The organism is Aquirufa sp. (assembly GCF_044377215.1).
In the GTDB taxonomy this organism is placed as follows: Bacteria; Bacteroidota; Bacteroidia; order Cytophagales; family Spirosomataceae; genus Aquirufa.
Map to the genome: position 1 here is coordinate 231,078 of NZ_JBILJM010000001.1, position 19,995 is coordinate 251,072.

The window sequence follows — 19,995 nt, forward strand, 5'->3', positions numbered from 1 at the left end:
CTAAACGGTGTCCATAAAGTCTTTCTCAACTTTATTATAAATAAGTGTCCCTATTAAAAGGATTCCTAAAGAACTAATAGAAGAATATAAAAGCATCAAAGGTCTAAAAGCTCCTGCACCCAATAAACCGTAACGGAAACACTCAAAAATTCCAGTTAAAGGATTTAACTCAAAAATGAACTTAAAATTAGTTGGTAGTATTGAGGACGGATAAATAACGGGAGTTAGAAACATAAATAACTGAATTCCAAATGTCACCAAAAAAACTAAATCCTTGTATTTTGTTGTCATGGAGGAAATAATCATACCTAAACCCAATGACTGCAAGGCTAGCAAAAATATTAATAAAGGAAAGGCTAGTGCCCAAAGATTGGGATGAATATTGCCTTGAAACAAAAAGTAATAAGTTAATACAGCCAAAAAAATTCCGAACTGAATTCCTAGTTTAATTAAACCCGAAACAACGATGGACAAGGGCATAATTAATCTAGGAAAATAAACTTTTCCAAAAATATTGGCATTATCCTTAAAAACGGTGGAAACTTTATTCAATGATTCTGCAAAATAAGACCATAAAGTAATTCCTGATAGATAGAACAAAAATTGAGGTACACCGTCAGTACTAATACCTGCTATATTGCCAAAGATTATCACATAAGTAAATGTCATAATAATGGGCTGAAAGACAAACCACAAAGGTCCTAAAATCGTTTGCTTATAAAAGGTGACAAAGTCTCGTTTCACAAACATGAACAAAAGATCTTTATAGCTCCAAATTTCTAACCAATTAATTGAAAACCATTTGGTATCAGAACCAATAATTTCGTCAAATTCGTCGTTTTCAATATTTGTTTTTCTTTTCATATGATTTGAAAACTTATAAAATAAGACTAACTAAAAAAAGAATAGGCATTGGCAATAAATCTAAGGATTTGCAAAACTATCTGATTTTAATTAAGCTAAAAGTCATGGAGTAAAGCACTTGTTTTAACAACAGCTCTATATAGCTTCGCTTTCTTGACCTACAGAGTCAAGTTTACAAAAATGAACAGCAAAGATAAGTAAAATGGCTGAAAAGGGAGGGGCAAATTATTAAAAGGCAAAATTTAATTCGAGGAAAAAATGTGTAGTAAACTGTAGCGATTTTGAAGAAAAATATTGAAGAAAAGTAAACTGAAAAAACAATTTAAAATCAGTGGAAGATCTATTAAAAACATTGCCCTCTTGATTGCCTCCAAGCTATAATTTCCTATTTTTACCCCCATGATTCTTCGGACAGAAAATTTAGTAAAGAAATACGGGCAGCGATTGGTGAATGACCATATCTCCTATCAAGTGGCACAAGGTGAGATTGTTGGCCTATTAGGTCCCAATGGAGCTGGGAAAACGACGTCCTTTTACATTGCGACTGGTTTGGTGAAGCCGAATGAGGGCAAGGTGTATTTGGATGATGTGGATGTGACGGAATTGCCGATGTATAAGCGGGCACGTTTGGGCATTGGGTATTTGGCGCAGGAAGCTTCAGTATTTAGAACCTTATCGGTGGAGGAAAATATCCTCGCCGTCCTCGAAATGACTTCCTTGACCAAAGCCGAACAAAAAGAAAAAACGGAAAGCCTCCTCGAGGAATTCTCCCTTACCCATGTACGCAAAAGCTTGGGCCAAGTGCTTTCTGGAGGTGAACGCCGTAGAACAGAGATTGCACGTGCTTTGGCAGTTGATCCAAAATTCATCCTTCTAGATGAACCTTTCGCTGGGGTAGACCCCATCGCCGTGGAAGAAATTCAGAGCATAGTCGCGAAATTGAAATACCGAAATATTGGCATTTTGATTACAGATCATAATGTGGATGAAACGCTTTCCATTACGGATCGCGCCTATTTATTGTTTGAAGGAAAGATTCTGAAGGCGGGGACGCCGCAGGAGTTGGCGGATGATGAGCAAGTAAGACGATTATATCTAGGATCAAACTTCTCTTTAAAGAGAAAAGTTTGATCCTAGATATAATCGTCAGACGCTAGACGTTAGTCTTTAGACGTTGGAAAATTAAAAAATAATAAAATAGTCCGAAGGAAGTTAATCCCCAGGAGAAGAGCTAGCAATCCCAAAAAACATACTAATTCGGGATTACGTTCGAATGGATTATCAATAATTTGTTAAATTTTATATATTAATTCGGCGAAATGTCGAATTTGTTGTTTAATTTTGACAGATGAATATTACTTTGCGTTTATTGGCCTTTAGTGGGCAAGCCTTATCCACCCAAGTGTTGTTGGGTATTTTGGCAGATTACCAGCGGCCATATGACAAGATCGTAGACTTAGTTAAGCAAGGTTATCTCGTACAACTAAGAAAAGGCTTATATATAATCTCAAGTAACATCGACTCCCAACAACCCGAACCATTTTTAATTGCAAATCACCTATATGGGCCTAGTTATATTTCACTTGATTCAGCGCTATTTTATTGGGGTCTTATTCCAGAGCGCGTTTTTGAGCAAACTAGCGTGACAACAAAGCTCTCTAAACGATTTACTAGCCAGCATATTTCATACAGCTACACACACCTTCCTTCCTACTATTATGCATTAGGGATTCAATCTGTTTTGTTGGCTGAAAAACAATCGGCCATGCTGGCAAGCCCAGAAAAGGCACTTTGTGATAAGATTGTAACAACAGCTGGCATAAATCTTCGAAGTCATTCACAAACTCAGGCATTTCTAATGGAAGACTTGCGCATTGAAAAAGAAAATCTTCAGCAGTTAAACCACAGCGAAATGATTACTTGGTTACCCAATAGCCCAAAAAAGAATAGCTTACGCATGTTAATCGAAACGATAACTTCATTATGATCAAGCAATGGATTGAATCTTATAAGCCAAAACATGTTTTAGAGACAGAACAGGCTTTACGAGAAATTATGCAAGAGATAACACTTGCAGGATTATACCGAGCTAATTTTTTTAAACATGCCGCATTTTACGGCGGTACCGCACTACGTATTTTTCATGGTCTAAATCGATTTTCAGAAGATTTAGATTTCTCTCTATTAGAGAAAAATAAAGAATTTGAGCTTGAACCCTATTTCAAATACGTCATTGAAGAATTTGAATCATTAGGATTTCAGGTAAGTCTACATCAAAAAATTAAATCATCTGAATCAAACATTGATTCTGCTTTTTTAAAATCGAACACGTTATGGAGTGAATTAGTGATCGAGAAAACGATTCCCCAACTTAACTTATCCATCAAACCTAGTATCAAAATAAAAATAGAAGTAGACACTAACCCTCCTCTCCTATTCTCCACCGAAAATAGATTATTGACTAAGCCTTTCTCTTTCTACATAAACTGCCTGACGCTTCCGGATTTATTTGCTGGTAAAATGCATGCCCTTTTATTTAGAAAATGGAAAACTCGAGTAAAAGGTCGAGATTGGTATGATTTCGAATGGTATATCAAAATGGGAGTCGATTTAAATTTAGAACACTTTTGTCAACGTGCCCAAGAAAGTGGAGATTGGTCATCAAAGACGATCTCCCGAGACGAACTTGTTAATTTAATCAAACTGAAAATTAATGAAGTCGATATGAGTCGCGTAAAAGAAGACGTCATTCGATTTATCCCAAATCCATCTCTACTAGATATTTGGTCTCCAACCTATTTTAATCAACTTTGCGGAAAACTCAAAGTAATCTAGCAAATGGGACGTTCCATATTGAAATTATTCGCCTAAATTTGGCATTTAACACGACCCTGATTTAGAGTCTAATTTGTTTATGAGAAAGGAAACCCAAGCTATACATGCGACTAACCTGGTGGATGAAACCGCTGGGGCGATCGCGACGCCTGTATTTTTAACGACGACGTTTACGCGGGATTTGGATGGGAGCTATCCCAAAGGGCACATGTATTCCCGGAATTCGAACCCCAACCGCGATGCACTCGAGCAAGGACTTGCCGCTTTAGAAGGTGGCGCCAAAGCATTCGCCTTCGGGTCTGGACTCGCAGCGGTTTCTGCCATTTTTCAATGCCTCGCTTCCGGAGACCACGTATTAATGCCCGCCGTGGGTTATTACGCCTCCGTTAAATTAGCCGAGGAAATCATGGGACCCTGGGGATTGCAGATGACGCAAGTGAACATGGAAGATTTGTCGGCTGTTGAGGCTGCAATTCTACCTAATACCAAATTGATTTGGATCGAAACGCCTGCGAATCCTTTATTAAGTATCACTGATATAACTAGCATTTGTACTTTAGCACGGGCCCGCGGCATCCGCGTGGCGGTAGACAATACCATCGCCACACCTATCTTACAAAATCCCATCGCTTTAGGCGCTGATTTCGTCATGCATGCCACCACGAAATATATAGGTGGACATTCCGATGTTCTCGGCGGCGCGATTGTGGTTCGTACGGAAGATGCTTGGTCAGAAAGATTAAAACGCGTTCAAATCCTGATGGGGGCCACCCAAAATCCATTGGATTGTTATTTGTTGGCCCGCGGCCTCAAAACCCTTCCTCTTCGCATGCGGGAACATTCTGTTACGGCTTGGGAACTGGCTTCACGCTTAGAAAAACATCCTGCGATTGAGCGCGTGCATTACCCGGGTTTGGCATCACATCCCCAACATGCCTTAGCATTACGCCAAATGCCCCGTGGTTTTTCGGGTATGATTTCGATACAGATTAAAGGGGATGAGGCGAATGCACGTTTGGTGGCGGGACGGTTACGCCTGTTCCAACAAGCCACCAGTCTGGGTGGTGTGGAATCATTAGTGGAGCATCGCCGGTCCATTGAGGGTCCGCAAAGCACGACCCCTGGAAATTTATTGCGGATATCGGTGGGCCTAGAACACATAGATGATCTTTGGGCGGATTTTGAGCAGGCTTTATGAAACGAGTTTTAGATTTATTGGTCACGCTGGTGGCTCTGGTTATATTTGCGATTCCGATGATTATGGTGGGTTTGGCGGTGCGGTTTACGTCACGCGGGCCTATTTTATACTGGTCGGATCGCGTGGGGCGCAATAACGTCGTATTTGCCATGCCCAAATTCCGCACCATGCGCGTGGATACACCCGTTTTACCTACCCATTTATTGCAAGATCCAGCTTCATTTTTGACGCCCATCGGCTCGATTTTGCGCAAGAGTAGTTTGGATGAATTGCCTCAATTGTGGTGCGTGCTGATCGGCGATATGTCGCTGGTGGGTCCACGGCCGGCGCTGCACAACCAACAAGACTTATTGGACGCCCGCACTGCTGCTGGTGTGCACGTACTCTTACCGGGCTTGACCGGTTGGGCACAGGTGAACGGTCGGGACGAGGTGCCTATGGAAGTTAAGGTGGGGTATGATGTGGAGTATTTGCGCCGACAATCTTTTCTGTTTGACGTTAAGATTCTGTTTCTGACGTTCTGGAAAGTAGTGATGGTGAAGGATGTGGCGCACTAGCTAATAATACAACTACTTGATAAATACTATATTAGTCATAATTCGACTTGACTAAGGTAAAGCTTGGGTGTACTTTTGAGTATCAACCTGACACGCATGAAGATCACCTCTAATACACCATCGATTACAAGTCCGGAATTCGTATTTCAAGCCAACAAAATTGCCAACTATTTAGAATCGCAAATGCGCATTGAGCGCGCATGGATTTTCGGCTCATTTGCCCGAGGAGAGCAACATGAATTAAGCGATATCGACCTGATGATTGAACCAAGTTCTGAATGGTCCATCACCTTATTTGACTTAGCAGAACTACAATTTCAATTGCAAAAAATCATACGCAAAAAAATTGACCTAGTCATGCTGGGAGCGCCGTTGCCTGAAATTGAAACCCGAATTAACCACGATAAAATATTGATTTATGAAAGCGACATTTCCCGGAGAGGCAGAAAGAATAAAACATATACTAGAAGCAATCGAGTACATTGAAACTGCTGTTCAAAATCATACCGAATCAAGTTTCATTAGCGACCATAAGACAGTAAATGCATGTATTTATAAATATTCAATCATTGGTGAGGCCACAAACTGTATTAATCGAAACTTATTAGCAAAATACCTTTATCCTTGGCATCAGGTAAAATCGTTCCGGAATTTTGTCCTACACGAATATCATGCAGTCAGTATACACGTTATTTGGAACACAAGTATCAAGTCCTTGCCCGAGTTAAAAAAAGTCATGATGCTAATTCAACGGGATCACTTTCCAACTATTTAAAATCAAATAGGTTTATACATTATAACCCCAGGTTTTAACCTATGGATTAAAAAAACCTTCCTAAATTAGCCCTACAATTAAACAAGATCGTTGCCAACGAATTTGGCCCGCCACAGTAACATGCTCCAAGCCAAAAAAATCTGGAAATTCGTCACGGAACCGAATGCCAAAGAAGTAGACCAATTAGCCCTCGAAATGCCCGTGACTAAAAATCGGCATTTCTTGAAATTACTCGTCTCCCGCAACATCAAATCCCTGGCCCAAGCCAAAGCCTTCATGGTTCCCAGCCTCGACGAACTCCACGATCCATTTCGCATGAAAGATATGGACAAGGCTGTAGAACGTCTGAGCAGGGCCCTCGAGGATGGCGAAAAAATATTGATTTACGGAGATTATGATGTGGATGGAACCACTTCCGTCGCATTAGTTTTTGGTTATTTAACAGAGGAATTAGGCGCGGAGGCAGACTATTACATCCCCGACCGCTATGCTGAAGGCTATGGTGTGTCGCAAGCTGGGGTTCAGTATGCGGCCGACAATAATTACAGCCTCATCATCTCGCTCGACTGCGGCATCAAAGCACACGAACGGGTACGCTGGTGCAACGAACAAGGCATCGACTTTATCGTCTGTGACCACCATTTACCTGAAGAAACCCTACCCGAAGCCTACGCGGTTCTTGACCCTAAACGGGCAGACTGCGCCTACCCTTTCAAGGAATTAACCGGCTGCGGCGTCGGATTTAAACTCCTGCAAGCCTTTATTCAAGCCAACGACTTAGACTTGGGGCCACTACTCGACCGTCTGGACTTACTCGCTGCGTCCATCGCGGCCGACATGGTCCCGATCACCGGAGAGAATCGGATTTTGGCCTACTTTGGCCTACAAAAATTAGGGAATAACCCGAGCCCTGGAGTAGGCTACCTACTCCAAAAAGCAAACAAAAAAGCGCCGATTCAAATATCGGATATCGTCTTTTCCATCTCCCCCATCATCAATGCCGCCGGTCGGATGGACCACGCGCACGGGGCCGTGAAATTATTATTATCGGCCGATCTCACCGAAGCCTCCGCGATGGCAGAAGCGGTCATCCAACAAAACATCGAGCGGCGCGCGGTGGAAAAAGATATTACGCAGCATGCCTTGAGCATGTTCGCCGACAACCCATTTTTGCAATCGGCGAAAAGCACCGTCCTCTTTCACCCCTCCTGGCACAAAGGCGTCGTGGGCATTGTGGCGAGCAAAATTCAAGATCACTACTTCCGCCCGACCATCATTTTAACGGAATCGCACGGCCAGGTCGTTGGCTCCGCCCGCTCAGTCAAAGGCTTCGATATCCACGCAGCGCTAGAAAAATGCGTGGATTTATTGACCCAATTTGGCGGGCACACCCATGCTGCTGGACTGCATTTATTGCCTGAAAACCTGGAGGCATTCATCGAACGATTCGAGACTCTCGTACAAGCCGGTACGCCCAAAGGCGAAATCAAGGCCGAATTACCGGTGGATTTGAAAATCCCCTTAGAAGATTTAAACCTGTCCTTTTACGACAATTTATTGGTTCGTCTCTCTCCTTACGGACCTGGCAACATGTTGCCCAATTTCGTAAGCTTTGTCAAATTAACGCGTCCGCCCGTCATCATGAAAGAAGAGCATCTTAAAATCTATGTGGGCGATTATGAAGCAGTGGGTTTTGGTATGCGTAAAGATTTCTATGAAGGCTTAGTTGATGCTCATCAACAAGGCCAAGCGATTCAAATCGTTTACCATTTGGACATCAATGAATTTATGGGGCAGCGCAAATTACAATTGCGTCTTTTGGATGTGGGGCTTTAGCCAAATTTTTGAAGAAAATAGTATCTTTGCACTTTAACAATCGTTTGTAGCATGGCTAAAAAGTTAATTGTCACAGGTTCGATGGGCCTAATCGGTTCAGAAGTAGCCGAGTATTTCTTAGAAAAAGGTTGGGAAGTTCATGGAATTGACAATAACCAACGCGCCATATTTTTTGGTTTACAAGGCGATAACTCGTCCAATAAAGACCGTTTAGCGAAATATGGAAGTGCGTACAAATTGTACACCAACATAGACATTCGGGATCGCCAAGCGATTTTAGACATCATCCCCCAAATTCAACCTGATGCCATTGTGCACACGGCTGCGCAGCCAAGTCACGATCGTGCGGCATACATTCCATTCGAAGATTTTGACACAAACGCAGTAGGAACATTCAACCTACTCGAGTCGCTTCGTCGGTACAGCACCAGCGTTCCTTTCGTGCATTTATCGACGAATAAAGTATACGGCGATGCGCCCAACAACATCCAAATGAAGGAGTTAGAGACGCGTTACGATTACGATGATGCGGCTTACGAACATGGAATTGCTGAGCATTTCAGCATCGACCAATCGAAGCACTCGCTTTTTGGCGCATCGAAAGTGTCCGCTGATATTTCCGTTCAGGAATATGGTCGGTATTTCAATATGCCCACTGCCTGTTTACGCGGTGGTTGTTTAACCGGACCAAACCATGCCGGCGTGGAATTACATGGCTTTTTAAGTTATTTGATCAAGTGCAATATCGAGGAACGGGAATACTCCGTTTTTGGCTATAAAGGCAAGCAGGTGCGCGATAACATCCACTCATATGACGTGGCGCGCTTCATCGAGGAATTCATCCAAGCACCGCGCGTGGCGGAGGTGTACAATATCGGTGGAGGAAAAGATAATTCCGTTTCGATTTTAGAAGCATTTGACCTCATCGCAAAGATTTCTGGCAAGCCCATGAAATACAAATATGTGGCGGAAAACCGCATTGGTGACCACATTTGTTATTACAGCGATTTGCGCAAAATGAAGGAACACTATCCAAATTGGGACATCACGAAGTCCTTGGAGGATGTTTTCCATGACATTTATAACCGCTACATGGAGGCATGAAATTACTCATCACAGGAGGCTGCGGATTCGTAGGCTCAAATTTAGCGGTCCTTTTCAAGCAGTATTATGCCGAAGCTGAGGTGTTTTGTTTGGACAATTTATCCCGCCGAGGATCAGAGGTTAATTTGCGCAAAGTACTTGCCGCAGGAGCAACTTTCATTCATGGAGATGTCCGCAATCGTACTGATTTTGACCGTGTTCCTAAGGTAGATATCGTCATCGACGCAGCAGCGGAACCATCTGTTTTAGCGGGTACCGTTCCGGGAGAATTAGAAAATTTGATGGATACCAATTTAAATGGAACTATCAATACACTCTATTTTGCCAAAAAACATGACGCCGCTTTCATATTTTTATCGACCTCTCGCGTCTATCCGTATGATACGCTTGCGGAAGCGCAATTAGTTGCCTCACCCAAACGCTTCAACTTATCTGACAGCCAGTCACATGCCGGACTTTCTTCGCGCGGGGTGGCAGAAGATTATCCGTTGGTAGGCCTACGTTCCCTTTACGGTGCGACCAAGTTATCTTCGGAATACATCATTCAAGAATTTGCCCACAATTTTGGCATTCCAGCGGTGATTAATCGCTGCGGGGTGTTAAGTGGTCCGTACCAAATGGGAAAAATCGACCAAGGTGTGATCGTGCTTTGGATGGCCAAACATTTCTGGAAAGGACGTTTGGGATATATTGGGTATGGGGGTTTAGGCCAACAAGCCCGCGATGTCTTGCATGTACGGGATTTGTTCCGTTTGGTGCAGTGGCAAATTGCGAATTTAGGTATTCAAAAAGGCCAGATATTCAACGTGGGTGGCGGTTTGGCCAACACGATATCATTAGCCGAATTGACTGATTTGTGTTCACAAATTACGGGAAATACGATTGAAATGGGCTCGTCGCTGGAGAATCGTCCGGGCGACTTACCGATATATATTACAGATAATACCAAAATTACCGAGTTTAGCGGTTGGCAACCGGAAATCTCCGTGCCTCAACTCCTCAGCGAAGTGCATGACTGGTTCATCGCGGATGAAGCGTCTTTAAAACCAATTTTGGCCTGATGAAATTAAGCGTCGTACTTCCAGCATATAACGAGGAGGGTTCCATTGAGGAAACCTTGCGGACCTTATATGCCAAATTACAAGCTGAACAGATTGACCATGAAATCGTGGTCGTGAATGATAATTCGAAGGATAATACCTTGGGCTTATTGACGCAATTGCAGGCCGACATTCCGTCGTTAGTGGTCCATACGAACCACGGACCAAACGGTTTTGGCTATGCGATTCGTTATGGTTTAGAGCGTTTTTCAGGGGATTGTGTAGCGGTGATGATGTCGGACTTATCCGATGACCCCACCGACCTGGTTGTATTTTACCGCAAGATGGTGGCGGAAAATTTGGATTGTGTTTTTGGCTCGCGTTTCATTAAAGGCGGTGCCACTTACGATTACCCCAAACATAAGTATTTAATCAACCGCTTTGCCAATACCTTGATTCGAATATTAGTGGGTGTGAAATACAACGACTCCACCAACGCCTTCAAAATGTATCGTAAACACACGATCGATGGGCTAAAACCCTTTTTGTCTGCCCATTTTAACCTAACCATCGAGTTGCCGCTTAAAGCCATTACGCGTGGCTATACGTGGGCTGTTTTGCCAAATTCCTGGCGTAACCGCAAAGCAGGTGAATCCAACCTTAAAATAAAGGAAATGGGGTCCCGCTACCTATTTATTCTATTATACGTACTGATTGAGAAGTACCTATCGCGCAACGATTACAAGAAAAACAATAATTAAAAACTTATAAATTGCCTTTTTTAGGCCCTGAAGGTCCATTATCAGGTATTTTGGCCTAACGCTGGCGGGGTCTACGACCCCGCCAGCGTTTACCGGTTAACGAATTGTTTTACCATGTATTGCATAAGTAAACTGATAATCTTTACTTGCAGCCGTTAACCAAAATATAAAACAAGATGAAAGTATTAACACACGTACCTGGAGCGGTATTGGCGTTCCTGTTCCTTTTTGGGGGCATCAACTTCTTTTTCCCTATGACACCTATGCCAGTGATGACCGGAAATCCAGCGAAATTTATGGAGCTTTTTGGCGGTACTGGCTACATGACTACCATCAAAGTGCTTGAGGTTATCGGTGGTGTCTTGATCATCTTGCCTGCTCACCGAGCAAAAGCACTTTTGATTTTAGGGCCAATCGCCGTGAATATTCTGTTTTTTGATTTGTTTATTCAAGGCGCACCGGGGATCGGAGTTTTATTAGTGGCACTTGTGGGTGTACAGGCGTATATTGATAAGGCGAAGTTTCGGGTGTTGGTATAAAACGAAATCGCTGTGGGGATAAAAGCTTGGCTGGGCAAACTTTGCCTAAGCTTGAAGCTTAGGCAAAGACTCGTGGCATTCTTGCCAAAGACGAACCCGCACCACTTTTACCCCAATAAATATTTCTTTAATCCTTCGAAATCCGTCCCCATGGGGATGGATTTTTTTTGCAGATGCAATAAGGAAGCGAGGCGTTCTGGGACATCCACGGTGCAGCCAAGGGTCGATTCTACGGTTGGCAAAAATTTAGCATAATGAGCCGTAGCTAAAATAATGCCATAGACATCATCGTCATATTCATCCATGTATTGCGACAGCCCATCGTAACCCACCGCCGTGTGCGGACACATAATATAACCGGTACGTTCAAACACATCCAGCATCGTAGCCTGCGTCTTTTCGTCCGAGGTGAAATATCCTTTCATGCGATCTCGTACCGCTTTCCATTCGTCCCCCGCCAAAATTTTCATCCGAATAAAGTTGGACGGAGCCCCCACATCCATCGCGTTTGACAAGGTCTCGACCGATGGCGAAGGAGCGTAATTGCCCGTGGCCAAATAATCTGGCACCGGGTGATTTTCATTACACGCCGCAATAAAGTCATGTACCGGCAAGCCCATGCGATAGGCCATCAAGCCCGCCGAAATATTACCAAAATTCCCCGAAGGCACACAGAATACAATTGGCTTAGTGACGCCCTTGCGGCGCGCCTCCCCGTAGGCCGCGAAATAATAAAAGGATTGTGGAATTAAACGGGCAATGTTGATGGAATTCGCAGAGGCTAGTTCAAATGCAGCCCGGAGGTCGGCGTCCAAAAATGCCTGTTTTACAAGTCTTTGGCAATCATCAAAGGTTCCGTCAATTTCCAAAGCAGTCACATTGCCACCCAACGTCGTTAATTGCTTTTCCTGAATATCAGATACCTTCCCACTCGGATATAAAATCGTCACCGAAATCCCCGGCGTATTGTAAAATCCCTGCGCCACCGCACCACCCGTATCCCCCGATGTCGCCACCAAAATCCGAATTTCCCGCGCCGACTTTAACAAATAATGCGACATGATCGCCGCCATAAAACGTGCACCAAAATCCTTAAAGGCCATCGACGGGCCATGAAACAACTCCAACACCCCTACGCTCGGCTCTAACTCCACCACGGGAGCCTCGAACGTCATGGAACGCTCGATAATTCCCTCAATTTCCGAATCCGTCAACTCATCCCCAAGCAAATGTTTACACACCGCAACCGCGATTTCCGGCAAGCTCAAGGTGTGTATCGTCTCGAAAAAGGCAGTTGGCATGGGTAAAATCTCATGCGGCATATACAAGCCATTATCGGGCGGAAGACCGCGAAAAATCGCCTCATCTAAGCTTACATCTGGACTTTCGTGTTGGGTACTATATAGTTTCATCTATTCTCAATGCATCATTTACCAAGTATGGAAGGACGCTGTAGCGATCCATTTCCAAACAAAAGGCAATATCTTTTTCTATTCCTAAGCCCAAAAGGCGGTTGACGTGTGAAGAATTTTTCACGGCTGTCAACAAATCATTGGACGCCAGATTATATTGTTTCCAAGCCATCAAGGCCGCATCGTCCGCCACCGCAAATTCGCCGTGTAACATGTCAATCAACGCTCCGGCAAACAAGGTGTCCTCCAAATTTGGTTTGCCTTTCCATCCTGCACAGACGATTAAGGCATCGCCGTTCCACGCACGAAGCGCATCTTTCACGCGTGAAATGTTCAAAAATGCGCCTGCATAAACGCGTGCCGCCGAAGCAGATCGACGCAGCGCAACCGTGCCGTTTGTCGTTGTGACACAGATTTTGGCACCTTTTACACGTTCGACCTGGTAAGAGAAGGGCGAATTATCAAAATCAAATCCAGCCGGAGTCAAGCCATTTCGCTCTGCCGCTGTTAAATATCCTTTTGCTCCATAGGAAGCACACAATTCGACGTCCTCAACCGGTAAAATCTCCGCTGCTCCGTGCGCAAATGCCGTCACCATGCAGGATGTTGCCCGAAAAATATCCACCACAACCACCGCCTGACCTTTCAGGTCATACAGATGAATCAAATCCGGCGATAAGCAGACGTCAATTTTCTTCATTATAAAAAGGGCATTTTCACGATAGCTGCTTTCACGGCTTTGTCACGAATCGAAATGAAAATTTCTGAATCCGTATGTGCCGTGGACACATAGCCCATCCCGATTCCTTTCGAGAGCGTCGGCGATTGCGTTCCCGAAGTTACTTCTCCAATCACGTCACCCGCTGCATTCAAGATGGGGTAATGTTGGCGTGGAATCCCACGATCAATCATTTCAAAACCCACTAATTTCTTCGAAGGCCCCGCCGCTTTAATCGCCGCATGGTGATCCTTCATGATAAAATCTTTGTTGAACGACGTAATCCAACCCAAACCTGCCTCAATCGGCGAAGTCGTATCGTCTATGTCGTGGCCATATAAGCAATAGCCTTTTTCTGTGCGGAGCGTATCGCGTGCGCCTAGGCCAACAGGCAAAATGCCTTCAGAAGCACCCGCTGTGAAAATCGCGTTCCACATGGCTAAGGCATTTTCGTTTTTGACATATATTTCAAAACCACCCGCTCCCGTATAGCCGGTATTCGAGATGATGACATCCTCAAAACCAGCCATTTGGCCTATTTTGAAGGTATAGTAGGGCATCGAAGCTAAGTCGACCGCGGTTAACCGTTGCAATACACCCGATGCTTTCGGTCCTTGAACCGCAAACAAACTGTAGTCGGCGCTCGCATTCACCATATTCACCCCAAACGTATTATGCGATGAAATCCAGTTCCAATCCTTCTCAATGTTGGACGCATTCACGACCAATAAATATTCGTTATCGCGAATTTTATAGACCAATAAATCATCCACGATACCGCCCGTTGCGTTTGGCAAACATGAATATTGCACCTTGCCGTCGACTAATTTCGAGGCATCATTTGAAGTCACATATTGAATCAAATCCAATGCTTTTTCGCCGCTTAGGAAAAATTCCCCCATGTGGCTCACGTCAAAAACGCCCACATTATTCCGTACGCAATGATGCTCTTCGATCAAATTCGTGTATAAAACAGGCATGTTAAAACCCGCAAAAGGCACCATTTTCGCACCCAACGCCACATGCGTATCATTCAAATGTACTTGCAACAATTCTTCCATTATTCGCGGTATAAAACTTGTAAAAGGGTTTGGCCCACGGCTTTCAACGTGGATTTATCGATATTCGCTAAATTATCTTGATGCGTGTGGTGGTAAGAACCGAATTCAAATCCGCCATTCACCGGACGTAAGTCGATGATGTCAATCATTTGAATTTTCGCCACTTCATTCACCGCCGTATGGTCGTCGGAAATGCCAAAAGCATCCGCGTCTAAAAACAAGTCACTGTATCCCAAGTCTGAAGCTGTAGACCAAATCGAGCGAACAAGCCCGGGTGCATATTGCATGGACGTACCTTCATGGGGGAATTTGGCACCTTTTGCGCCCACCATATCTAGTAAGATTCCATAGTAAGGACGGTAGCCGGCAGGGATAATATTTGCCGACCAATACTGCGAACCTAATGCCCAGCTCGCTGGATTTCCAGCCGGAGAATCGTGCGGTTCACCATGATCCTCTAGATCGAAAAACACAAAGTCCACACCTACATTAGGCTTGTTTTTTGTCTCGGCTAGCACGCGGGCAATTTCAATCATCACACCCACACCAGACGCGCCGTCATTCGCCGCGTCGATCGGTTCATCCTTACGGACTTGGTCTTTGTCGGCAATGCTCCTCGAATCCCAGTGCGCCGCCAACAAAATCCGTTTCGCCGCGGAAGGATTAAATGAAGCAAAAATATTGGTGCCTTTAAGGGCTTTACCATCATAGCGATTGGCTGAAAATTCTTGGGTAGTTACGGTTAATCCGTAGGATTTCATTTTGGTCACAAGCCAATCGCCACAGGCTTTTTGAGCGGGCGAATTGGGAACACGTGGCCCAAATGCGACTTGTTTGGCAATAAATGCATAGGCGGAATCCGCGGCAAAGTCGGGTGTGGGAACTAAAGTAGCCGTAGAAACGGTTTCTTGGGAGCCTGTTTGGAGAGATTGGTATCCGTAATAACCACCGGTTAGTACGAAGATGACCAATAAAAATAACGCGATGCGGGAGCGATTCATCCGGCAAAGATACAAATAAGGAGTTAAGATTTGAAACGCTGTCAAGGTTATGTACCTTGCGCTTTAATAGAAAAAAATTATGGGAATTAGCCCAAAAGAGGAGAAGTTTATCAACAATCTTCAACAAGAGATTATCGAATATTTGGAATTGAACGATGATCGTTCGTTTTCAGTTAATCAATTACACAAGGCGTTCGCGATTCGCGATCGCAAGACCAAGGAAATTTATTCGGACGTTGTCTCACGCTTGGTGCGTGAGGGCCGCTTACTGAAACAGGCGGATGGAAATGTGCGGGTGGATACAGATTCATTTATGGTGGAAGGCCGTGTGGATCATGTCAATGCGCGTTTTGCATTTATTGTGCGCGATGATGCCGAGAAAGATATTTGGGTTTCGACCCAGGATTTATATGATGCCAAAGACGGGGATCGGGTTCGCGTTCAAGCGCGTAAATCATCGAATAAAAAACAGGATCGCCCGGAAGGTGAGGTCGTAGAAATCTTAGAACGCCGTTCTGCGGAGCTCGTGGGTGTCCTACAAGTGACGCCTGGATATTCGTTTTTGATCCCAGATTCGAAGAAAATTTACGAAGATATTTATGTCAATCGCTACGAGACGATGGGCGCGAATCACTTAGATAAAGTGATTGTGGAAGTGTTACGTTGGGCCACTCCCGGTAAAAAAGCCGAAGGTCGTGTGGTTAAAGTCTTAGGCAAGGCGGGCGAAAATGAGACAGAGATGCACTCGATTTTGGCCGAATACGGCTTGCCCTATGAGTTTCCGGAGGCGGTGGAAGACGCCGCAGATGCGATTTCTGTGACGATTCCGAAGGATGAAATTAAGAAGCGTAAGGATTTGCGCAAGATATTGACCTTTACCATTGACCCGATTGATGCCAAGGATTTCGATGATGCCATCAGTTATCAGGTATTGAAAAATGGGAATACGGAGATTGGGGTACACATTGCCGACGTGTCACATTATGTGAAGCCGGGCAGTATTTTAGATCAAGAGGCGTATAAGCGTGCGACATCGGTGTATTTAGTGGACCGCGTGGTGCCGATGTTACCCGAGAAATTATCGAATGGTTTATGTTCATTACGGCCAAACGAGGACAAATTAACCTTCTCCGCCATTTTCGAATTCAATGAAAAAGGAGCAGTGGTCAAAGAGTGGTTCGGTCGGACCGTCATCCATTCGGACCGTCGGTTTGCCTACGAGCAAGCCCAAGAATTGATTGAACATACGGGCGAGGTGACCGATTCGTATGAGCCAATTATCAAACATTTAAATCAGTTTGCACATATTTTACGCGAGGCTCGTTTCAAAACGGGCTCGGTAAATTTTGAAACGGCGGAGGTTCGGTTTGAGTTGGACGAAGCTGGCAAGCCAATCGCCGTGCATCCTCGAATTCGAAAAGATGCACATAAATTGATTGAGGAATATATGCTTTTGGCGAATAAAAAGGTGGCCACTTTCGTCCATGAGATGCGTCAAACGGATCCACGAAACACGATGGTGTATCGCGTGCATGAGGCGCCGGATCCGGAAAAATTACGTGTATTTTCAACCTTTGCGAAGAAATTTGGGTATCAAGTGACGACGGAGCCGAAGCAGGTGAGTCATTCATTTAATGCCTTGATGGAGGCGATTGAGGGCAAAGGCGAGGAACATGTGTTGCAGAGTTTGGCGGTTCGGACGATGTCCAAAGCCCGTTACAGTACCGATGCAGTTGGGCACTTTGGCCTCGCGTTTCCGTTTTATTCACACTTCACGAGTCCGATTCGTCGGTACCCGGATGTGATGACGCATCGTTTGTTGCAGCATTATTTGGATGGTGGCGAGTCGCCACAGCGTGCGCCGTTGGAGATTCAATGCAAGCACAGTTCAGATCGCGAAAAATTAGCGGCGGATGCAGAGCGCGCATCGATCAAATACAAGCAGGTCGAGTACATGAGTTTGCATGAGCCGCAAGAGTTTGATGGAATTATTACGGGCGTGACGGAGTTTGGTTTGTTTGTGGAGATTGGGGATACGTCGTGTGAGGGATTAGTGCGGATGGTGGATTTGAATGATGATTTTTACGATTTAGATAAGGAGAATTACCGGATTGTGGGTAAGTCGAACGGACGTGTTTTCACGTTTGGCGACAAGGTCAAAGTAAAGGTTCGTAGTACGAATTTAGCGAAGCGGACGATTGATTTGGAGATGATTGGGATGCGGAATTCGAATGGTTATGCGAATAATCGCGAGCGCAAACGCGACATGCCGCGCGGCAGTGCGCGGAATTCGAAAGTAATTCCGAGGGGAAAGAGGAGGAGGTAGGTGACAGTGGTCAGTAATCTGTAATCAGTGGTCTGTAATCAGTTTTTTGTTATTAATTTCAAATCATTGCTCCTGACTACGGACTACTGTCCACTGACGACTGACCGCTGACAACTGACTACTGACCACTGACAACTAACTTGATTTCAAATTTTGGACTTCCTTCCAAATAAAATTGCAAAGCCTCTTGAATATTGTCCTCTATTTCTTGAAGGGTTGACCCTGTCGTGAATACAGGTAGTTCGCTTACTAAGGCCGAAAATCCTGTTTCTGATTTTTCAACAACTACTTGATAGGTAATAACTTCTCCGGCCATGGTCATTTTTAAAAACAAGTTTACGCATAAATAACTGATAATCTGATAGTTAGTCATATTTTGACTGAAATTTGGGATAACTGACGACTGACTACTGACAACTGACGACTGACCACTGACAACTTTTTTTTACCTTTGCTAAATGAAATACTTCCTCCTACTCTTGTTGGCCACCTTCATTTCGCTAACATCAAAGGCTCAATTTCGAATTAAAGTCACGGCAAAAAATACGGCCGACTCGATTGTCTATGTGCGCACAAGCGTTTACGACGATCAAAATTATGTGCCTAAAGACACCATCTCCCTAAGAAAATCAGGATGGAAAGTCAGCAAAAAAGCCATCATCGGGGGCATTGGTTTTCTCTATTTCCCCAAAACAAAATCTAAAATTTGGATCTGTTTAGACAACAACGATTCACTTTCAGTGAGTCTTTCAGGCCCCGATTATCTAGCGTCGATTCAGACGAAAGACAAGAAAAATAAGTTGTTTTTTGAATACCAACGGATGGAAAGGTCGTTGGCATTTATCGACACCTTATACAAAAAGGAACAGGCGAACGGAAGGAAATTCTCCTATTCTGAACGCGCAGCATTTTTCAAAATGAAGTCGGACAGTCTGACCAAATTCCGCACCCAGGCATTGAAACGCTTGAAGCCAACGGACGCTTTGTCGATTCATTTTAAATCCTTGAACGCATTAGACCGCTCCATTCCAGATCGAAAAAATTATGCCAAACGAGCCGCTTTTCTAAATGAAATCCCGTTCAACAATCCTAAATATCTGTTTACCCCTAATTTTAAAGCGACGCTCACGGAGTATATGAGCTATTATCCTTTGCAGGCGGACTCGATGCAGGTGGGCATGGATTTGGTATTGGGAAAATTCAACTGCGATGCGAAAGCCTATCCGTATGCGTTTGATTTCTTCGCCCGATTAATGAAAAATCGGAACATCCAGAACAATACGGAGGGATATGTCTACTTTTTAACGCGTTATGTCAAACAATCTGGCTGTAAATTCTTACCCGAAAAACGCAAAATGGAATTCCTGCAGGAGCTAGATGGTTTGAGTGGTTTGCCACTAAACCAGTTGAGTCCCGCGTTGAATTTGGCGGATACCACGGGTAAGTCGGTGGATTTACACAGCTTTGCTAAAGACTACGATTATACGCTTTTGGTGTTTTACGCACCCACCTGCGAGCATTGCCAAAAGGAGGTACCCGAGGTTGAAAAAGTGCTCAAAATGGCTGAATCAGTGCTTCAATTGAAGATTGGGCGCTATGCGATTTGTAATGAGCCCGGTGTACCTGATGCCACTTGGAAAGAATTCATTGCCAAATACAATCTCAATGAAAACTACGCACACGTGACCATGCCTGGCATCACGAAGGAGCGCTTAGTCTACGATGCGCTCTCCAATCCTGTTTTTTACTTATTGGACAAGCAAGGAAATATCGTCGGGAAAAAATTGGGAGCGGTGACGATTCGGAAGTTTTTTGGGGCAAAGCAAAAAATGTAGAGACGCGATACCTCGCGTCTAAAAATAAAAAAGACGCGAAGTATGAGGTGCACCCATTTTATTGGACAAAATTAAACAATAGATTTGACATAATGAGCTCGGTATCCCACTGGGCTCATTCCATTTAGATTCA

Annotated in this window: 20 protein-coding genes; 14 read left to right on the top strand and 6 right to left on the bottom strand. The window is 44.3% G+C overall.

What is annotated here, in order from left to right:
* On the bottom strand, positions 1 to 864 hold the full coding sequence (locus ACIQ6T_RS01060) for an ABC transporter permease (protein WP_395783330.1): 864 nt from the start codon (positions 862 to 864) through the stop codon (positions 1 to 3).
* Positions 865 to 1,263: 399 nt separating this feature from the next.
* Here ACIQ6T_RS01060 and lptB point away from each other — a divergent pair, with 399 nt between their 5' ends.
* The 12 genes from lptB to ACIQ6T_RS01120 all read left to right on the top strand — a co-directional run bounded on the left by lptB (position 1,264) and on the right by ACIQ6T_RS01120 (position 11,509).
* Positions 1,264 to 1,995, top strand: coding sequence for an LPS export ABC transporter ATP-binding protein (gene lptB, locus ACIQ6T_RS01065; RefSeq protein ID WP_395783332.1), 732 nt, complete (start codon positions 1,264 to 1,266; stop codon positions 1,993 to 1,995).
* Positions 1,996 to 2,212: 217 nt separating this feature from the next.
* Positions 2,213 to 2,851, top strand: coding sequence for a hypothetical protein (locus tag ACIQ6T_RS01070; protein ID WP_395783334.1), 639 nt, complete (start codon positions 2,213 to 2,215; stop codon positions 2,849 to 2,851).
* Positions 2,848 to 3,699 (top strand): nucleotidyl transferase AbiEii/AbiGii toxin family protein, encoded by an 852-nt coding sequence (locus ACIQ6T_RS01075; protein WP_395783336.1) that lies wholly within the window; start codon positions 2,848 to 2,850, stop codon positions 3,697 to 3,699. Before ACIQ6T_RS01070 ends, ACIQ6T_RS01075 begins: the two co-directional genes overlap by 4 nt.
* Positions 3,700 to 3,778: 79 nt before the next feature.
* Positions 3,779 to 4,897, top strand: a complete 1,119-nt coding sequence (locus tag ACIQ6T_RS01080; protein ID WP_395783338.1) for a trans-sulfuration enzyme family protein — start codon at positions 3,779 to 3,781, stop codon at positions 4,895 to 4,897.
* Entirely contained in the window at positions 4,894 to 5,454 is a 561-nt protein-coding gene (locus ACIQ6T_RS01085) for a sugar transferase (RefSeq protein ID WP_395783340.1), read from the top strand. The genes ACIQ6T_RS01080 and ACIQ6T_RS01085 overlap by 4 nt, the downstream gene beginning before the upstream one ends.
* Positions 5,455 to 5,550: 96 nt before the next feature.
* Positions 5,551 to 5,940 (top strand): nucleotidyltransferase family protein, encoded by a 390-nt coding sequence (locus tag ACIQ6T_RS01090; RefSeq protein WP_395783342.1) that lies wholly within the window; start codon positions 5,551 to 5,553, stop codon positions 5,938 to 5,940.
* The gene (locus ACIQ6T_RS01095; protein WP_395783344.1) at positions 5,873 to 6,229 is read left to right on the top strand and encodes a DUF86 domain-containing protein; all 357 of its coding nucleotides are present in this window, start codon (positions 5,873 to 5,875) and stop codon (positions 6,227 to 6,229) included. The genes ACIQ6T_RS01090 and ACIQ6T_RS01095 overlap by 68 nt, the downstream gene beginning before the upstream one ends.
* 120 nt (positions 6,230 to 6,349) lie before the next feature.
* Positions 6,350 to 8,065: a single-stranded-DNA-specific exonuclease RecJ gene (gene recJ, locus ACIQ6T_RS01100; RefSeq protein ID WP_395783346.1), complete on the top strand. Its 1,716-nt coding sequence runs from the start codon at positions 6,350 to 6,352 to the stop codon at positions 8,063 to 8,065.
* 51 nt (positions 8,066 to 8,116) lie between these two features.
* A complete protein-coding gene (locus tag ACIQ6T_RS01105) occupies positions 8,117 to 9,169 on the top strand; it encodes an NAD-dependent epimerase/dehydratase family protein (protein ID WP_395783348.1) in 1,053 nt (350 codons plus the stop codon).
* Entirely contained in the window at positions 9,166 to 10,230 is a 1,065-nt protein-coding gene (locus ACIQ6T_RS01110; RefSeq protein WP_395783350.1) for an NAD-dependent epimerase/dehydratase family protein, read from the top strand. The genes ACIQ6T_RS01105 and ACIQ6T_RS01110 overlap by 4 nt, the downstream gene beginning before the upstream one ends.
* Positions 10,230 to 10,970 carry a glycosyltransferase family 2 protein gene (locus ACIQ6T_RS01115; protein WP_395783352.1) on the top strand — a complete coding sequence of 247 codons (741 nt, stop codon included), beginning with the start codon at positions 10,230 to 10,232 and terminating at the stop codon, positions 10,968 to 10,970. Before ACIQ6T_RS01110 ends, ACIQ6T_RS01115 begins: the two co-directional genes overlap by 1 nt.
* 176 nt (positions 10,971 to 11,146) lie before the next feature.
* Positions 11,147 to 11,509: a hypothetical protein gene (locus ACIQ6T_RS01120; protein ID WP_395783354.1), complete on the top strand. Its 363-nt coding sequence runs from the start codon at positions 11,147 to 11,149 to the stop codon at positions 11,507 to 11,509.
* A 107-nt stretch (positions 11,510 to 11,616) separates the two neighbouring features.
* On the opposite strand, the gene thrC is transcribed toward ACIQ6T_RS01120, so the two are convergent.
* From thrC to ACIQ6T_RS01140, 4 genes are read right to left on the bottom strand one after another with little or no spacing between them, the layout of a single operon-like run.
* Positions 11,617 to 12,921, bottom strand: coding sequence for a threonine synthase (gene thrC, locus ACIQ6T_RS01125; protein WP_395783356.1), 1,305 nt, complete (start codon positions 12,919 to 12,921; stop codon positions 11,617 to 11,619).
* Positions 12,908 to 13,621, bottom strand: coding sequence for a 2-phosphosulfolactate phosphatase (locus ACIQ6T_RS01130; protein ID WP_395783358.1), 714 nt, complete (start codon positions 13,619 to 13,621; stop codon positions 12,908 to 12,910). The genes thrC and ACIQ6T_RS01130 overlap by 14 nt, the downstream gene beginning before the upstream one ends.
* Positions 13,621 to 14,700, bottom strand: coding sequence for a glycine cleavage system aminomethyltransferase GcvT (gene gcvT, locus ACIQ6T_RS01135; protein WP_395783360.1), 1,080 nt, complete (start codon positions 14,698 to 14,700; stop codon positions 13,621 to 13,623). The genes ACIQ6T_RS01130 and gcvT overlap by 1 nt, the downstream gene beginning before the upstream one ends.
* The gene (locus ACIQ6T_RS01140) at positions 14,700 to 15,701 is read right to left on the bottom strand and encodes a M28 family peptidase (RefSeq protein WP_395783362.1); all 1,002 of its coding nucleotides are present in this window, start codon (positions 15,699 to 15,701) and stop codon (positions 14,700 to 14,702) included. The genes gcvT and ACIQ6T_RS01140 overlap by 1 nt, the downstream gene beginning before the upstream one ends.
* 79 nt (positions 15,702 to 15,780) lie before the next feature.
* On the opposite strand from ACIQ6T_RS01140, the gene rnr reads away from it, so the two are divergent.
* Positions 15,781 to 18,027 (top strand): ribonuclease R, encoded by a 2,247-nt coding sequence (gene rnr / locus ACIQ6T_RS01145; RefSeq protein ID WP_395783364.1) that lies wholly within the window; start codon positions 15,781 to 15,783, stop codon positions 18,025 to 18,027.
* A 118-nt stretch (positions 18,028 to 18,145) separates the two neighbouring features.
* Here rnr and ACIQ6T_RS01150 read toward each other — a convergent pair whose 3' ends face one another.
* A complete protein-coding gene (locus ACIQ6T_RS01150) occupies positions 18,146 to 18,400 on the bottom strand; it encodes a type II toxin-antitoxin system HicB family antitoxin (RefSeq protein WP_395783366.1) in 255 nt (84 codons plus the stop codon).
* 85 nt (positions 18,401 to 18,485) lie between these two features.
* Here ACIQ6T_RS01150 and ACIQ6T_RS01155 point away from each other — a divergent pair, with 85 nt between their 5' ends.
* Positions 18,486 to 19,862, top strand: a complete 1,377-nt coding sequence (locus ACIQ6T_RS01155; protein ID WP_395783368.1) for a peroxiredoxin family protein — start codon at positions 18,486 to 18,488, stop codon at positions 19,860 to 19,862.
* The last annotated feature ends 133 nt before the right edge of the window (positions 19,863 to 19,995 follow it).

Bases quoted from the DNA above. Each gene is read 5' to 3' on its own strand.
- ACIQ6T_RS01060 (WP_395783330.1), bottom strand. From the start codon at position 864: ATGAAAAGAAAAACAAATATTGAAAACGACGAATTTGACGAAATTATT.
- lptB (WP_395783332.1), top strand. From the start codon at position 1,264: ATGATTCTTCGGACAGAAAATTTAGTAAAGAAATACGGGCAGCGATTG.
- ACIQ6T_RS01070 (WP_395783334.1), top strand. From the start codon at position 2,213: ATGAATATTACTTTGCGTTTATTGGCCTTTAGTGGGCAAGCCTTATCC.
- ACIQ6T_RS01075 (WP_395783336.1), top strand. From the start codon at position 2,848: ATGATCAAGCAATGGATTGAATCTTATAAGCCAAAACATGTTTTAGAG.
- ACIQ6T_RS01080 (WP_395783338.1), top strand. From the start codon at position 3,779: ATGAGAAAGGAAACCCAAGCTATACATGCGACTAACCTGGTGGATGAA.
- ACIQ6T_RS01085 (WP_395783340.1), top strand. From the start codon at position 4,894: ATGAAACGAGTTTTAGATTTATTGGTCACGCTGGTGGCTCTGGTTATA.
- ACIQ6T_RS01090 (WP_395783342.1), top strand. From the start codon at position 5,551: ATGAAGATCACCTCTAATACACCATCGATTACAAGTCCGGAATTCGTA.
- ACIQ6T_RS01095 (WP_395783344.1), top strand. From the start codon at position 5,873: ATGAAAGCGACATTTCCCGGAGAGGCAGAAAGAATAAAACATATACTA.
- recJ (WP_395783346.1), top strand. From the start codon at position 6,350: ATGCTCCAAGCCAAAAAAATCTGGAAATTCGTCACGGAACCGAATGCC.
- ACIQ6T_RS01105 (WP_395783348.1), top strand. From the start codon at position 8,117: ATGGCTAAAAAGTTAATTGTCACAGGTTCGATGGGCCTAATCGGTTCA.
- ACIQ6T_RS01110 (WP_395783350.1), top strand. From the start codon at position 9,166: ATGAAATTACTCATCACAGGAGGCTGCGGATTCGTAGGCTCAAATTTA.
- ACIQ6T_RS01115 (WP_395783352.1), top strand. From the start codon at position 10,230: ATGAAATTAAGCGTCGTACTTCCAGCATATAACGAGGAGGGTTCCATT.
- ACIQ6T_RS01120 (WP_395783354.1), top strand. From the start codon at position 11,147: ATGAAAGTATTAACACACGTACCTGGAGCGGTATTGGCGTTCCTGTTC.
- thrC (WP_395783356.1), bottom strand. From the start codon at position 12,921: ATGAAACTATATAGTACCCAACACGAAAGTCCAGATGTAAGCTTAGAT.
- ACIQ6T_RS01130 (WP_395783358.1), bottom strand. From the start codon at position 13,621: ATGAAGAAAATTGACGTCTGCTTATCGCCGGATTTGATTCATCTGTAT.
- gcvT (WP_395783360.1), bottom strand. From the start codon at position 14,700: ATGGAAGAATTGTTGCAAGTACATTTGAATGATACGCATGTGGCGTTG.
- ACIQ6T_RS01140 (WP_395783362.1), bottom strand. From the start codon at position 15,701: ATGAATCGCTCCCGCATCGCGTTATTTTTATTGGTCATCTTCGTACTA.
- rnr (WP_395783364.1), top strand. From the start codon at position 15,781: ATGGGAATTAGCCCAAAAGAGGAGAAGTTTATCAACAATCTTCAACAA.
- ACIQ6T_RS01150 (WP_395783366.1), bottom strand. From the start codon at position 18,400: ATGACTAACTATCAGATTATCAGTTATTTATGCGTAAACTTGTTTTTA.
- ACIQ6T_RS01155 (WP_395783368.1), top strand. From the start codon at position 18,486: ATGAAATACTTCCTCCTACTCTTGTTGGCCACCTTCATTTCGCTAACA.